Source organism: Cellulomonas sp. PhB143, from assembly GCF_003752595.1.
In the GTDB taxonomy this organism is placed as follows: Bacteria; Actinomycetota; Actinomycetes; order Actinomycetales; family Cellulomonadaceae; genus Paraoerskovia.
The window spans coordinates 275,667-289,958 of the sequence record NZ_RKIJ01000013.1; the positions used below are offsets into that span (position 1 = coordinate 275,667).

The 14,292-nt window shown below is 74.6% G+C and carries 12 protein-coding genes; 2 read left to right on the forward strand and 10 right to left on the reverse strand.

The window, feature by feature from the left end; translation table 11 throughout:
• Positions 1-7: 7 nt before the first annotated feature.
• From EDF32_RS11455 to EDF32_RS11490, 8 genes are all read right to left on the reverse strand, one after another.
• On the reverse strand, positions 8-853 hold the full coding sequence (locus EDF32_RS11455; RefSeq protein ID WP_123308748.1) for a shikimate dehydrogenase: 846 nt from the start codon (positions 851-853) through the stop codon (positions 8-10).
• Positions 850-1,998: an endolytic transglycosylase MltG gene (mltG, locus tag EDF32_RS11460; RefSeq protein ID WP_123308660.1), complete on the reverse strand. Its 1,149-nt coding sequence runs from the start codon at positions 1,996-1,998 to the stop codon at positions 850-852. Before mltG ends, EDF32_RS11455 begins: the two co-directional genes overlap by 4 nt.
• 76 nt (positions 1,999-2,074) lie before the next feature.
• A complete protein-coding gene (gene ruvX / locus EDF32_RS11465) occupies positions 2,075-2,563 on the reverse strand; it encodes a Holliday junction resolvase RuvX (RefSeq protein WP_123308749.1) in 489 nt (162 codons plus the stop codon).
• A gap of 170 nt (positions 2,564-2,733) precedes the next feature.
• Positions 2,734-5,427, reverse strand: coding sequence for an alanine--tRNA ligase (gene alaS, locus EDF32_RS11470; RefSeq protein WP_123308661.1), 2,694 nt, complete (start codon positions 5,425-5,427; stop codon positions 2,734-2,736).
• A 98-nt stretch (positions 5,428-5,525) separates the two neighbouring features.
• Entirely contained in the window at positions 5,526-5,846 is a 321-nt protein-coding gene (locus tag EDF32_RS11475; protein ID WP_123308662.1) for a hypothetical protein, read from the reverse strand.
• The gene (locus EDF32_RS11480; RefSeq protein ID WP_123308663.1) at positions 5,846-6,250 is read right to left on the reverse strand and encodes a DUF948 domain-containing protein; all 405 of its coding nucleotides are present in this window, start codon (positions 6,248-6,250) and stop codon (positions 5,846-5,848) included. Before EDF32_RS11480 ends, EDF32_RS11475 begins: the two co-directional genes overlap by 1 nt.
• 197 nt (positions 6,251-6,447) lie before the next feature.
• The gene (gene rpsD, locus EDF32_RS11485; protein WP_123308664.1) at positions 6,448-7,074 is read right to left on the reverse strand and encodes a 30S ribosomal protein S4; all 627 of its coding nucleotides are present in this window, start codon (positions 7,072-7,074) and stop codon (positions 6,448-6,450) included.
• Positions 7,075-7,242: 168 nt separating this feature from the next.
• On the reverse strand, positions 7,243-8,652 hold the full coding sequence (locus EDF32_RS11490; RefSeq protein ID WP_123308665.1) for a replication-associated recombination protein A: 1,410 nt from the start codon (positions 8,650-8,652) through the stop codon (positions 7,243-7,245).
• Positions 8,653-8,740: 88 nt separating this feature from the next.
• On the opposite strand from EDF32_RS11490, the gene EDF32_RS11495 reads away from it, so the two are divergent.
• Positions 8,741-10,978 carry an MMPL family transporter gene (locus tag EDF32_RS11495; protein ID WP_233565876.1) on the forward strand — a complete coding sequence of 746 codons (2,238 nt, stop codon included), beginning with the start codon at positions 8,741-8,743 and terminating at the stop codon, positions 10,976-10,978.
• On the opposite strand, the gene EDF32_RS11500 is transcribed toward EDF32_RS11495, so the two are convergent.
• Positions 10,899-11,777 (reverse strand): GNAT family N-acetyltransferase, encoded by an 879-nt coding sequence (locus EDF32_RS11500; RefSeq protein WP_123308667.1) that lies wholly within the window; start codon positions 11,775-11,777, stop codon positions 10,899-10,901. The genes EDF32_RS11495 and EDF32_RS11500 overlap by 80 nt on opposite strands.
• Positions 11,778-11,856: 79 nt before the next feature.
• Positions 11,857-13,677 (reverse strand): aspartate--tRNA ligase, encoded by a 1,821-nt coding sequence (aspS, locus tag EDF32_RS11505; protein ID WP_123308668.1) that lies wholly within the window; start codon positions 13,675-13,677, stop codon positions 11,857-11,859.
• A 125-nt stretch (positions 13,678-13,802) separates the two neighbouring features.
• Between aspS and EDF32_RS11510 the strand changes: the two genes are divergently transcribed.
• Complete coding sequence (locus tag EDF32_RS11510; protein ID WP_123308669.1) at positions 13,803-14,270, forward strand: PPOX class F420-dependent oxidoreductase; 468 nt, start codon at positions 13,803-13,805, stop codon at positions 14,268-14,270.
• The last annotated feature ends 22 nt before the right edge of the window (positions 14,271-14,292 follow it).

The following is a 14,292-nucleotide window of genomic DNA, read 5'->3' on the forward strand; positions in this document are numbered from 1 at the left end:
GCCGGAGTCAGGCGGTCGCCCGCGCCGCCAGCTCCGCCTCGAGGGCCCCGTCCATCGCCGCCAGCGGCGCGTCGCTGCCCGTCATCAGGCGCACCTGCTCGGCCGCCTGGTGCAGGAGCATCCGCTCGCCGCCCACGACCGTGCCGCACGCGGCGGCCCACGCCCGCGACAGCGCCGTCGGGCGCGGGTCGTAGACGACGTCGAGCAGCACCCCGTCGACCCGATCGCCCAGCCCCTGGGCGATCGGGTCGGCCGCATACCGGGGCATCGTGGAGACGACGGCGTCGGCCGTCGCGACGCGCTCGACCGCGCGGTCGAGGCGTTCGAAGGACGGCGTCACGCCCATCCGGTGCGCCGCGGACCGCAGGTCGCCGGTGCGGGCCAGCGAGCGGACCAGGACGCGCGGCGCGGTGCAGCCCAGCTCGGCCAGCGCCGCGAGGCTCGATGCCGCGGTCGCGCCCGCCCCCAGCACGACGGCGGTCCGCACCGGCCGGGATCCCAGGCCCTCGCGCAGCGCGGCGACCACGCCGTGCACGTCGGTGTTGACCCCGACGCGCAGGCGGGCGGAGAGCAGGAGGGTGTTGACCGCACCGACGACCTCCGCGAGCGGGTCGACCGAGTCGAGCAGCGGCAGGACCGCCTGCTTGAGCGGCATCGTCAGGCTCAGCCCCGCCCAGGTCTCGTCCAGCGCTGCGACGAACCCCGGCAGGGACTCCTCCGTGACGTCGTGGCGCCCGTACTCCCAGCCCTCGAGCCCGAGCGCGGCGTAGGCCGCGCGGTGCAGCAGCGGCGACAGCGAGTGCGCGACGGGGTGGCCGAGCACCGCGGCCCGGCGCACGGCGCGTGCGCTCACCCGCCGTTCGCCGCCTGCCACTGGCGCAGCTCGTCCACGTTCTTCTGGTGCTCGGCGTAGGTGGACGCGAACTTCGTCTCCCCCGTGTCGAGGTTGACGGCCGTCCAGAAGATCCAGTCACCGTCCGCCGGGTGCACGACCGCGTCGATCGACGCCCGTCCCGGTGACGCGATCGGCGTCGGCGGCAGGCCCGTGTGCACGTACGTGTTGTACGGGTTCGACTCGTCCTTGAGGTCCGCGCTGGTCAGCTCCGTGCCCGGCTTGTCGAGGCCGTAGGCCACGGACGCGTCGATCTGCAGCGGCATGTCCTGGTCGAGGCGGTTGTCGATCGCCCGCGCCATCATGGGCCGGTCGTCGGGGTCCTTGGCCTCGCGCTCGACGAGCGAGGCCTCGTTGAGCACCTTCTCCTGGTCCTTCTCGGCCACGCCCGCGTCCTGCAGCTGCAGCGTCGTCTGGGTGACCATGTCCTTGACGATCGACGCCGCGTCGGCGTCGGCGTCCAGGACGTAGGTGGTCGGGAAGAGCCAGCCCTCGTACTTGCCGTGCGCGACGGCGGGCAGTCCGGTCGCGTCGGTGTCCTTCATCGCCGCGTCGAACTGGTCGCGGGAGACGCCGGTGACCGACGTCGCCCGGTCGAGGATCTGCTCGACCGTGTACCCCTCGGGGATCGTCAGCTTGGTCTCGACGCGGTTCTCGTTGGCGACGAGCCGCTCGACGGCGTCCGAGGCCTTCATGTGCGTGAGCATCTCGTGCGTCCCCGGCTGGATCGACGACGAGCCGGGGTTCGCGCCGAACGCCTCGGTGAACGCGGCGGTGCTCTCGACGACCTCGGAGGCCACGAGCTCCTGGGCCATGACGGTGCCCGAGTCGCCGGGCTTGATGGTCACGTCCACCGGGTCGTCGCCGGGGCCCGGGTAGTCCTGGGCGGCGGCGGGCTTGACGTCGTCGATGAACGAGAGCACCTGCTCGCGCAGGAACCAGCCCACCACGGCGAGGAACACCAGGAGCACCAGCAGCAGGAAGGCGGTCCTGCGCCGGCGCTGCGCCCGGCGCTTCCTGGCCCGACGCGCCCGCTGCGCCTCGGAGCGGCTCGGCACCGCCTCGGTCCGGTCGACCGTCGAGGTCCCCGCGAACAGATCGCTCACCGGCGCCGTCCTCCTGAAGTCTGTCGTGGTCGTGCCCACCGGGTGGCCCGGCGGGCGTCGCACCTGATCGGGTCCCTCACGGGCCGACGGGCTCGCCCGAACGTTGCCCCTGCGCACGCTCGACGTCAAGTGCCGATTGCAGAATGATAACGGCTGCGGCCTGGTCGACGACAGACCGGTGTGTCCGTTCTGCCCGACCCGACTCGCGCAGCGCGCGGTGGGCGCTGACGGACGAGAGACGCTCGTCGGTCAGGCGCACCGGCACGGGCGCCACGAGCCGCGCCAGCCGGCGCGCGTAGGCGCGCGCGTGCCGGGCGGCCTCGCCCTCGCGACCCGACAGGTGGCGGGGCAGGCCCACGTAGACGACCGCGGCGTCGCGCGCCGCGACCTCCGCGACGACGCGCGCGACGTCCGTCGGCGTGCCGGACGACGTCGTCGTGTCCCGGGCGAGCGTCTCGACCGGGGTCGCGACGAGGCCGTCGGGGTCGCTCGCCGCGAGCCCCACCCGCACGGCGCCGACGTCGACCGCCAGCCGCACGCCCCGGACCACCGGCTCGGGGACCACCGGCTCCGGCGCCACCGGCTCCGCGGCCACCGGCTCCGCGGCCACCGCCTCGGGGACCGCGCCCGACGGGGCACCGCCCTGGCGCGAGCGGTCGCCGCCGCCGACGCGCGGGGTGCGCGGCTTGCGCCGGCGCCCCGCGGCGGGCGTCTCGCCCGACGGGTCCGTCCCGCTCACGCGGACAGGGCGTCCCGCACGCCGGCGAGCGCTGCCGGCAGCGCCGCGACGTCGGTGCCGCCGCCCTGCGCCATGTCGTCCTTGCCGCCGCCGCCGCCGCCGAGGACGCCCGCGGCGCCCTTGGCGAGCGCCCCGGCCCGCACCCCCGCGGCGCGGGCCGCGGCGTTCGTGACCACGACGACCTGCGGGCGGCCCTTGCTCGCGCCGCCGACGGCGACGACGGCCGGCCCGGACTCGCCGAGCCGCGCACGCACGTCCAGGGCGAGGGCGCGCAGGTCGTCGGCCGAGGCCACCTCGCCGGCGTCGTGCACGACGACGCGCGTGCCCGAGACCTCCTGCGCGCCGGCGGCGAGCGTCTGCGCCTGGGCCAGGAGCTGGCCCTGGCGGAGCGTCGCGAGCTCCTTCTCGGCGTCCTTCAGGCGCGAGACCAGCGAGCCGACGCGCGTGTGCAGCTCGTCAGGGCGCACGTTGAGCAGCCCGGAGAGCTGGCCCACGAGGGCGTGCTCCTTGGCCTGGAACCCGTACGCGCCGGAGCCGACGAGGGCGTCGACACGGCGCACGCCGGACCCGATCGACGACTCCCCGAGGAGCGTCACGAGACCGAGCTGGCCGGTCTGGCGCACGTGGGTCCCGGCGCACAGCTCGCGCGACCAGTCGTCGCCGATCGAGACGACCCGCACCTCGTTGCCGTACTTCTCCCCGAAGAGCGCCATGGCCCCGAGCGCCTTGGCGTCGGCGATCGGCATCACCCGGTCGGTGACCTCGAGGTTGTCCGCGAGGCGGGTGTTGACGCGCTCCTCGATCTCCGAAAGGACCCCCGCGGGCACCGCCCCGCTCGAGCGGAAGTCGAACCGGATGCGGCTGGGGGCGTTCTCCGAGCCTGCCTGCGTGTGGTCCGTGCCCAGCGACTCGTGGATCGCCTTGTGGATCATGTGCGTGGCCGAGTGCGCCTTGCTGATGGCCACGCGCCGCTCGCGGTCGATCTGCGCCGTGCCCGGGTCGCCGAGCGCCACGGTCCCCTCGGTCAGCCGGCCGCGGTGCACGGACAGCCCCTTGACCGGGCGCTGGACGTCGTCGACCTCGATGGTCGCGCCGCCGTCGAGCACGATGCTGCCCTGGTCGGCGAGCTGGCCGCCGGCCTCCGCGTAGAACGGGGTGCGGTCGAGGACGACCTCGACGTCCGCCGGGGCCGTCGCCGCGGGCGCGGGCACGCCGTCGACGATCAGGCCGGTGACGGTGACCGCGGCGTGGTCCTGGGTGTACCCGAGGAACTGCACGGGCGCGGAGAGCTGCTTCTCGACCGACTCGTAGGCGCCGAGGTCGGCTCCCCCGGTGCGCTTGGCGAGCGCGTCGGCGCGGGCGCGGGCGCGCTGCTCGGCCATGAGCGAGCGGAACGCCTTCTCGTCGACCTCGACGCCCTGCTCGGCGGCCATCTCCAGGGTCAGGTCGATCGGGAACCCGTAAGTGTCGTGCAGCGCGAACGCCTCGGCGCCGCCGAGCACCGCGCTCGCGGAGCCCCCGGTCCCGACGGACTCCTTCGCCCGCGCGACGGCGGTGTCGAGGATGGTCGTCCCGGCGACGAGGGTGCGCCGGAACGCGTCCTCCTCGGCGTAGGCGACCTGGGCGATCGTCTCGAAGCCCTCGGCGACCTCCGGGTATGACGGCGCCATGGCGTCGCGCGAGACCGGGAACAGGTGCGGCAGCGCCTCGTCCTCGACGCCCAGCAGCCGCATGGCGCGCACGGAGCGGCGGATCAGGCGGCGCAGGACGTAGCCGCGGCCCTCGTTGGAGGGGCGTACGCCGTCGCCGATGGTCATCAGCGCGGAGCGCACGTGGTCGGCGACGACGCGCAGGCGCACGTCGTCCTCCGGGTCCGCGCCGTAGCGGCGGCCGGACATCTCGGCGGCCGCCTCGAGGACGGGGAAGACCTCGTCGATCTCGTACATGTTCTGCTTGCCCTGGAGCAGGTACGCCAGACGCTCGAGGCCGGCGCCGGTGTCGATGCTCTTGTGCTCGAGCTCGCCGAGCAGCGGGTAGCTCTTGCCGAGGCCCTCGCCGCGCTCGTACTGGTCGAAGACGAGGTTCCAGAACTCGAGGTAGCGGTCCCCGCCCGGGTCGACCGTGCCGCCGGTCGCCTCGGGCCCGAACTCCGGACCGCGGTCGTAGTGCCACTCCGCGCAGGGGCCCGCGGGCCCGGGCCGGCCCGTGTCCCAGAAGTTCTCCTCGCGCGGCAGGCGCACGACGTGGCGCGGGTCGAGCCCGACGCCGTGCACGAGCGCGTCGTAGGCCTCCTCGTCCTGGTCCCAGGTCGTGACCCAGAGCCGGTCGCCGTCGAGCCCGTAGCCGCCGCGGTCGACGGGCGCCGTGATCAGCTCGAAGGCGAAGTCGATGGCCTCGCGCTTGAAGTAGTCGCCGAAGGAGAAGTTGCCGTTCATCTGGAAGAACGTGCCGTGGCGCGTGGTGCGCCCGACGTTCTCGATGTCGTTGGTCCGCAGGCACTTCTGGACGCTCGTCGCGCGCGGCCACGGGGCCTGCTCGGTCCCGAGGATGTACGGGATGAACGGCACCATGCCCGCGATGGTGAACAGGATCGACGGGTCGGGCGAGACCAGCGACGCCGAGGGGACGACGGTGTGCTCGCGCTCGGCGAAGAAGTCGAGCCAACGCTTGCGGATCTCGGCGGTACGCATGGTGTCCTTCGGTCGGTTGTGCTTCGTGACGGGTGAGGGTGCGCTCGGTGGACGGCGGCGTGGCCCGGCAGCGGGCCCCGTGGCCCACCTGGTCAAGCCTAGAAGAACGAGTAGCCGAGGAGGTCCTCGTCGTGCTCGGCTGCCGCGCGGCGGTGGCGGGCGGACGCGGGCTCGGCGGGGACCTGACCCTCGGCGAGCAGCGAGGCGCGCAGCTCGGCCTCCCGCCGTGCGCGTGCCTCGCCGAACTCCGTGCGGAAGACGCGCACGAGCTCGAGCCCCCGCGCCCCGGCGTCGTCCAGGCGCCCCGTGGCCGCGTCGACGACCGCCGAGGGCGCGAACCGCGCGGCGACCTGCCGGCCCTTGACCACGACGACGACGGTCACCCCGACCCCGACGCCGACCCAGAACAGGCGCCGCATCAGTGTCCCGCCCCGGTCTCGGCGTCGGTCGCCGCGTGGCCGCCGGTCCCGCGCGCGGCGCCGGAGGCCTTCGCGAACGCCTGGCGCACGCCGTAGCTGAACGCGGCGACCTTGACCAGCGGGCGCCCGAGCGTCGCCGCCCAGAGGCCCGACAGCGCGGAGACGTTCGCGCTGACCTGCGCCGCCGAGGTGGTGATCGTGTCGACCTTCTCCATCTGGGAGTTCGCGGAGACGATGGTCTGCGCGGCCTCGTCGAGGATCGGCACGGTGTGCTGGGTGGCCTCCTTGACGCTCGCCGTCGCCTCGTCGAAGAACCGTCCGAGCTTGACGAGCGGGATCGCGAGCGCGCCGACCAGCAGCACGAACGCGATCGCCGCCACGAGTCCAGCGATGTCTCCGACCATGGCCTGCGCTCCTTCGTCCGATGAGGTGCCCGACGGCGTGCCTCGCCGCGGTCCGGACGGAACACTACCGCCCGTGCACGAGACGCCCCGGCCGGGACGCGGTCACCGCCGGGCGGTGGCCACGTCCCGTCACGGGGCGTCTCGTGGTGGTGCTCATGGCCGCCGGGGGGTTCCACGCGGCCGGTCGAGCGGGTGGGTCAGCGGGCGTAGTACTCGACGACCAGCTGGACCTCGCACTGCACGGGGACCTCGGCGCGCTTGGGGCGGCGCACGAGGGAGGCGCTCAGCTTCTCGAGCTGGACGTCGAGGTAGCCCGGGACGGCGGGGAGCACGTCGCGGTGCGCGCCGGCCGCGGCGACCTGGAACGGCGTCGTTGCCTGGCTCTTCGGCTTGACCTGGACCGTCTGGCCCGGCTTCACCTTGAACGAGGGGCGGTCCACGATCTTGCCGTCGACGAGGATGTGGCGGTGCACCACGCCCTGGCGGGCCTGGAGGATCGTGCGGGCGAAGCCGGCGCGGAGCACCAGCGCGTCCAGGCGCGTCTCGAGCGTCTCGACGAGCGCCTCACCGGTCAGGCCGGAGTCCTTGCGGGCCTCCTCGTAGGCCCGGGCGAGCTGCTTCTCGCGGAGCATGTACTGGGCGCGCAGACGCTGCTTCTCGCGCAGACGGACCGCGTAGTCCGACTCGGTGCGGCGACGGGCGCGGCCGTGCTCGCCCGGGGGGTACGGACGCTTCTCGAAGTGCTTGACGGCCTTGGGAGTCAGGGCGATGCCCAGCGCGCGGCTCAGGCGAACCTGGCGGCGCGAACGCGTCACGGAAGTCACAGAGATACCTCTCCTGTCGTGTGGATCGAACGTCACACCCGGGACGGCGCAGGTGCCGCCGGGTGCGGGACCAGCCGATGGACCGCCGTCGTGCGCACGCTCGTGAGGTGCGCGGCGATCAGGGGGCCGAGGTCCCAGGGAGCTGCCGAGGACGGCAACCGCACCAGTCTAGCGCACGGGCGGGGTGCCGTCGGCGCGGGCGAGGATCTCGCGCACCCGCGCGAGCCGCTCGCCGACCGACCGCTCGAAACCGCGGTCGCTGGGCTCGTAGTAGCGCGCTCCGGCCAGCTCCTCGGGCAGGTAGGCCTGGGACGCTACGGCGTGCGGCGCGTCGTGCGCGTACCGGTAGCCCTTGCCGTGCCCGAGGCCCTTCGCCCCCGCGTAGTGCGCGTCGCGCAGGTGCGCCGGCACGGAGCCGGCGCGGCCCGCCCGCACGTCCGCGAGCGCCGCGTCGATGCCGAGGTACGCCGCGTTGGACTTGGGGGCGGTGGCGAGGTGCACCACGGCCTCGGCGAGCACGATGCGGGCCTCCGGCATGCCGATCATCGCGACGGCCTGGGCGGCCGCGACCGCCGTCTGCAGCGCGCTGGGGTCGGCGAGCCCGACGTCCTCGGCGGCCGAGATGATGATCCGCCGCGCGATGAAGCGCGGGTCCTCCCCGGCGGCGATCATCCGAGCGAGGTAGTGCAGGGAGGCGTCCACGTCGGAGCCGCGCACGGACTTGATGAAGGCGCTGATCACGTCGTAGTGCTGGTCCCCGTCGCGGTCGTACCGCACGGCAGCGACGTCGATGGCGCGCTCGACGGCGGCGAGGTCCACCAGCGGCGGCGCACCGTCGTCGGAGCCCGCCGAGACGACCGGGCCCGCCGAGAGGACCGAGCCCGCCGCCGCCTCGAGGATCGTCAGGGCCTTGCGGGCGTCCCCGCCGGCCAGCCGCAGCAGGTGCTCCTCCGCGTCCTGCGCGAGGCGCACCTCCCCCGCGAGGCCTCGCTCGTCGGCGACCGCCCGCCGCACGAGCGCGCGCACGTCCTCGGTCCCGAGCGGCTGCAGGGTCAGCAGCAGCGAGCGAGAGAGCAGCGGCGAGTTGACCGAGAAGCTGGGGTTCTCCGTCGTCGCGGCGACGAGCGTGACCCAGCGGTTCTCCACGCTGGGCAGCAGGGCGTCCTGCTGGGACTTCGAGAAGCGGTGCACCTCGTCGACGAAGAGGACGGTCTCCTCCCCGCCGGCCGCGAGCCGGCGGCGCGCGTCCTCCACGACGGCGCGCACGTCCCGCACACCGGCGGTGACCGCCGAGAGCTCCACGAAGCGTCGCCCGGACGTCGCCGCGACGACGTACGCGAGCGTCGTCTTGCCGGTGCCGGGCGGCCCCCAGAGGATCACGGACCCGGGCGCGGCGCGCCGCTGCCCCGGCCCGGCGGGCTCGACGAGGCGACGCAGCGGCGAGCCCGGGGCGAGCAGGTGCTCCTGCCCCGCGACCTCGTCCAGGGACGCCGGGCGCATCCGCACGGCCAGCGGCGCGCCGGGCGCCGGGCTGGGCGTGCCGTGCGCGCCGGTCGTCGTGGACTCGAACAGATCCATGGCACGAGCCTACGGAAGCCCACCGACACCACCGGACCCCGGCCGGACGCGCGCCTCGTCGGCCGCACCGAGATGGCATGCTGGCGTCGTGCTCGAGACCCTCGGACGTCGTGTCGCCCGCCGCCCCCGCACCACCGTCGTCGTGTGGGCCGTGCTCGCCGTCGCGGGGTTCGCCCTCGCGCTGCTCGGCGTGCAGGGCCAGAACCTCTTCGACCGCATCACGACGGGCGAGCCCACGGTGCCGGGGTCGCAGAGCGCGCACGCGAACGAGCTGGTCTCCGCCGGTGCGGACGACGGCGAGTCGATCACCCTGCTGGTCGACGGCGTCGACCCGGCGGACGCGGACGTCGCCACGGTCATGTCCGGCGTCGCGGACGACCTGCGCGCGCTCGACGGCGTGGACACGGTCATCGACCCGTACGTGCTGCCCGAGGGGCTCGACAACCCGGCTGCGGCGAGCCTCCTCGCGAAGGACGGCCACGGCTTCGTGGTCGAGGTCACCCTCGACGCGGACCTGGACGACGACGCGCTCGCCCAGGACAGCGCGGCCGTCGTCGACCGCCTCGACGCCGTCGACTCCGACCTGCAGGACGTCGCGCCGGGCGCGACGGGCCTGGTCGGCAGCAACGACCTCATCGTCGAGGCGATCACCGGGCAGGTGCAGCAGGACCTGCGCACCGGGGAGGCCGTGGCGCTGCCCGTCGCACTGGTGATCATGGTGCTCGTCTTCGGCGGGTTCCTCGCGGCGGCGATGCCCCTCGTCGGTGCGATCGCCTCGATCGGCGCGGGGCTCGGCGTCCTGTTCGGCATGACGTACTGGTTCGAGGTCGACGCGTCGGTCGTCAACGTCGTCACCCTGCTCGGCCTGGGCCTGTCCGTCGACTACGGGCTGCTGGTCGTCTCCCGCTACCGCGAGGAGCTGCACGCCGCGATCGACGGCGGCGCGCTGCCCCCGAGGCGCCGGCGGCGCGGGGACGACGTCGTGCACACGGCGCTGGAGCGGACCATGGGCTCCGCCGGGCGCACCGTCGCGTTCTCCGCGCTGATCGTCGCGATCTCGATCGCGGGCCTGACCGTCTTCAGCCCGGACATCCTGCGCTCGATCGGCGCCGCCGGGTGCGCGGTCGTGGTGATCGCCGCCGCGACAGCCCTGACCCTCGTCCCCGCGCTGCTGGTGCTCAGCGGGCGGCGCCTCGCCCGCCCCGGCGCCCTGGGCAGGGTCCCCGGCCTGCGCCGGCTCGTGCACCGCACGTCCGACGTCACCACCGACGTGGGCGCGTTCTCGCGTCTCGCCGGGTGGGTCCAGCGCCGGCGCTGGCCCGTGCTCGTCGGGTCGGTCGCCCTCCTGGTCCTGCTCGCGCTGCCGCTGCTCGGCCTGCAGATGCGCAACACCACCATCGCGCTCCTGCCCGCGGACGCCCCGCAGCGCGAGTTCGTGGAGACCCTCGACGAGCAGTACGCCCCCAGCCCCGAGCTCTTCGTCGTCACGGACTCCACGCCCGAGGCCGCCGACGCCTGGGCCGCCGACGTCGAGAAGGTCGACGGCGTCGACCACGTCTCCGCGGCGAGCGCCACCGCGCCGGGCGCCTCGACGAGCGTCGTGAGCGTCTACCTGGACACCGACGACGCGGGCGGCGCGGCCGCGGAGCAGGCCGTGCGCGACGTCCGCGCCCTCGACGCCCCCTTCGAGACGTGGGTGGGCGGCCAGGCCGCCGGGCAGATCGACTTCGTCGATGCCATGCACGAGCGGGTGTGGTGGGCGCTCGGGATCGTCGTGATCGCCACGTTCGTGCTGCTGCTGCTGATGACGGGGTCGGTCGTCATCCCGGTCCAGGCGCTGGTGACCAACGCCCTCTCGCTCGCCGCGAGCCTCGGCGTCCTCGTGCTCGTCTTCCAGGACGGCCACCTGTCCGGGCTGCTCGGGTTCGACCCCGTGGGCGGCATCGAGACCTACGTCGTCGCCCTCGTGGTCGCCTTCGCGTTCGGTCTCGCGACCGACTACGAGGTGTTCCTGCTCTCGCGCGTCAAGGAGCTGCACGACGCGGGCGTCGGGCCGGACGAGGCGGTCCGCGCGGGACTGCAGCGCTCGGGCCGCATCATCACGTCCGCCGCGGCCATCATCGTCGTCGTGTTCGCCGGCTTCGTGGCCGGGGACCTGCTGGTGATCAAGGAGGTCGGCTTCGCGCTCGCGGTCGCCGTGCTCGTCGACGCCACCCTGGTGCGTCTCCTGCTGGTCCCGGCCACCCTCACGGTGCTGGGGCGGACGGCGTGGTGGGCGCCCGCCCCGGTGCGCCGCCTGACGGACCGGGTCGCCCTGCGCCACTGACCCGGACCCGCCACCCCGCGAACTCCTGCCCGACGACGAACCCGAGCCTCGCGTAGACGGCCCGCGCGGCGTCGTTGTCGGCATACATCCCGAGCGTGGCGTACGGGGCGTGGGCGAGCGCGACGGCCGCCGCACCGGCCACGACGGCGGACCCCAGCCCCGCGCCACGCGCGTGCGGCACGGTCGCGACGCCACCGATCTCCCACCCCGCCGGGTGCACCGAGGCCCCCGCGACGGACAGCAGCTCCCCGGTGGCCGCGGACCGCACCCCCCACCACCGGGTGGCGAGGTCGGTCGGGTCGAGCTCGGCACCGGGGTTCCCCGCCGCGAGGGCGCCGAGCACCGCCGCGCGGTCCGCGTCGCCCGAGAGCTCACGAGCCGCGGGGCCGCCCGCCGCACCGGCCCACGCCGGCGGCGTCGTCGTGGACCACCAGTCCCACGCGGACGTGGCCGGGCGCCCGAGGATCTCCGGCAGGGGCGGCGCACCCGCCCGCGTCGGCTCGAGGACGTCGAGGGTCGCCGTGCCGCGGGGGACGCACCCGCCCACGACCTGCGCAGCGTCGTCCGGCCCCGGCAGCCCGCCGGCGCGGGCGACCGCGAGGATCAGCTCCGCCGCGGCCTCGGGCTCCCCGAGCGCCCACAGGGCCAGGCGGTCCGGTCCGCTGCGTCCGCCGGGCGTGGGCCAGCCGGGCGCGGCGCCGCCGGGGCGCGACGGCTCGACGGCCGCGGCCAGCAGGAGGCACGCGCCGGGGCTGCTCCAGGTCGCGCGGACGTCGCGCCTCGCCCCCTCGACCCGCACCCACGGGTGCGCACGCCAACGGGGTGCGAGGCCCCCGAGGGGCCCCGCACCCCGGGGCGGTGCGACCGCGCGAGCCGGCTCAGGCAGGGTCGCCGCCGAGCGTCGCCTGCTCCTGCTGCGTCAGCTGCGGGGGCGTGCCGGACGCGGGCCTCGCGTCGACGCCGGCCTCCTTGCGCTGCTCGGGCGTGATGGGCGCCGGCGCCTGCGTCAGCGGGTCGAAACCGCCGCCCGACTTCGGGAAGGCGATGACGTCGCGGATCGACTCCGCCCCGGTGAGCAGCGCGACGATCCGGTCCCACCCGAACGCGATGCCACCGTGCGGCGGCGCGCCGAACGCGAACGCGTCGAGCAGGAACCCGAACTTCTCCTGGGCCTCGGCCTCGCCGATCCCCATGACCTCGAAGACCCGCTGCTGGACGTCGCGCCGGTGGATACGGATCGACCCGCCGCCGATCTCGTTGCCGTTGCAGACGATGTCGTAGGCGTAGGCGAGCGCCTCGCCCGGAGCCTCCTCGAACCGGTCGATCCACTCGGGCGTCGGCGAGGTGAAGGCGTGGTGCACCGCGGTCCACGCCCCGTCCCCGACCGCCACGTCGTCGTCCTCGCCGGTCGGCTTGAACAGCGGCGCGTCGACCACCCACACGAACGACCACGCGTTCTCGTCGATCTGGCCGGTGCGGCGCGCGATCTCCACGCGAGCGGCGCCGAGGAGCGTCCGGGACTCGGTGACCTTGCCGGCGGCGAAGAAGACGGCGTCGCCGGGCTGCGCCCCGGTCGCGGCGGCGAGCCCCTCGCGCTCGGCGTCCGAGAGGTTCTTGGCGACCGGGCCGGCGAGCGTGCCGTCGGCGGCGAACGTCACGTAGGCGAGGCCGCGGGCCCCGCGCTGCTTGGCCCACTCCTGCCAGGCGTCGAACTGCCGGCGGGGCTGGGAGGCGCCGCCGGCCATGACCACGGCGCCGACGTACGGCGCCTGGAACACCCGGAAGGGGGTCTGGGCGAAGTACTCGGTGAGCTCGACGATGGGGTTCGCGAAACGCAGGTCGGGCTTGTCGGACCCGTACAGCCGCATGGCGTCGGCGAACGTGATCCGCTCGATCGGCGTCGGGACCTCCACGTCGATGAGGTCCCAGAGGGCGACGAGGATCTTCTCGCCCAGCGCGATGACGTCGTCCTGCTCGACGAAGCTCATCTCGACGTCGAGCTGGGTGAACTCCGGCTGCCGGTCGGCGCGGAAGTCCTCGTCGCGGTAGCAGCGCGCGATCTGGTAGTAGCGCTCCATCCCGGAGACCATGAGCAGCTGCTTGAACAGCTGCGGCGACTGGGGCAGCGCGTACCACGAGCCCGGCGCCAGGCGCGCGGGCACCAGGAAGTCGCGGGCCCCCTCGGGGGTCGAGCGCGTCAGGGTCGGGGTCTCGATCTCCACGAACTCCTGCGCGTCCAGGACCCGGCGGGCGGCCTGGTTGGCCTTCGAGCGCAGCCGGATCGCCCGCGCCGGCGCCGGGCGGCGCAGGTCGAGATACCGGTGGCGCAGGCGCGCCTCCTCGCCGACGGTCTCGGTGCCCTCGAGCGCCGTGGACACCTGGAAGGGCAGCGGTGCCGACTCGTTGAGGACGACGACGTCGCTCACCACGACCTCGACCTCGCCCGTGGGGAGGTTGGCGTTCTCGTTCCCGTCGGGGCGGCGGGAGACCTCGCCCGTCACCTGCAGGACGAACTCGTTGCGCAGCGGGTGGGCGACCGCCTCGTCGCGGACGACGACCTGGGCGATGCCCGAGGCGTCCCGCAGGTCGATGAACGCCACTCCCCCGTGATCGCGACGCCGGTCGACCCATCCGGTGAGGGTGACGGTCTGACCGATGTGCTCGGCCCGCAGTGAGCCGGCCGTGTGGGTGCGCAGCACGAAGGATTCCTTCCGGGGACGTTCGGGGATGGTCCGCCCGCGGGTCGCGGCACCGGACGGGTGCGCGGGTCGCGGGACCGCACCAGTCTAGTCTGTGCAGGCACCCGAGACCGGAGGTTTTTCCCATGGCCCGCCGTATCGCCACCGCAGACCGCGTCGACCGCGCGGGGCTGCTCGAGCTCGCCCGCACGCGCACCGACGCGATCCTGCTCACCTACCGCCGCGACGGCGGCCCCCAGATGAGCCCGGTGACCTACGGGGTCGACGCCGAGGGCCGCGTCGTCGTCTCGACCTACCCGGACCGGGCGAAGGCCGTGAACCTGCGCCGCGACCCCCGGGCGTCGCTGTGCCTGCTGGGCGCCGACTTCTCCGACCCCTGGGTGCAGGTCGACGGCACGGCCGAGGTGCTCGACCCGCCGGACTCCGTCGAGCCCCTCGTCGACTACTTCCGCAGCATCTCCGGGGAGCACCCCGACTGGGACGAGTACCGGCGCGCGATGGTGGACCAGGGCAAGTCGCTGGTCCGCGTGACGATCGAGCGCTGGGGCCCGGTCGCGACCGGGGGCTTCCCCGCGCGCCTCGCGCAGGGCTGAGCGCGCCGCCCGGCGCCCGCGA

Excerpts from the sequence above, each read along its gene's own strand:
- alaS (WP_123308661.1), bottom strand. The coding sequence starts at position 5,427 with ATGCGTACCGCCGAGATCCGCAAGCGTTGGCTCGACTTCTTCGCCGAG.
- EDF32_RS11475 (WP_123308662.1), bottom strand. The coding sequence starts at position 5,846 with ATGCGGCGCCTGTTCTGGGTCGGCGTCGGGGTCGGGGTGACCGTCGTC.
- EDF32_RS11480 (WP_123308663.1), bottom strand. The coding sequence starts at position 6,250 with ATGGTCGGAGACATCGCTGGACTCGTGGCGGCGATCGCGTTCGTGCTG.
- EDF32_RS11490 (WP_123308665.1), bottom strand. The coding sequence starts at position 8,652 with ATGGATCTGTTCGAGTCCACGACGACCGGCGCGCACGGCACGCCCAGC.
- EDF32_RS11510 (WP_123308669.1), top strand. The coding sequence starts at position 13,803 with ATGGCCCGCCGTATCGCCACCGCAGACCGCGTCGACCGCGCGGGGCTG.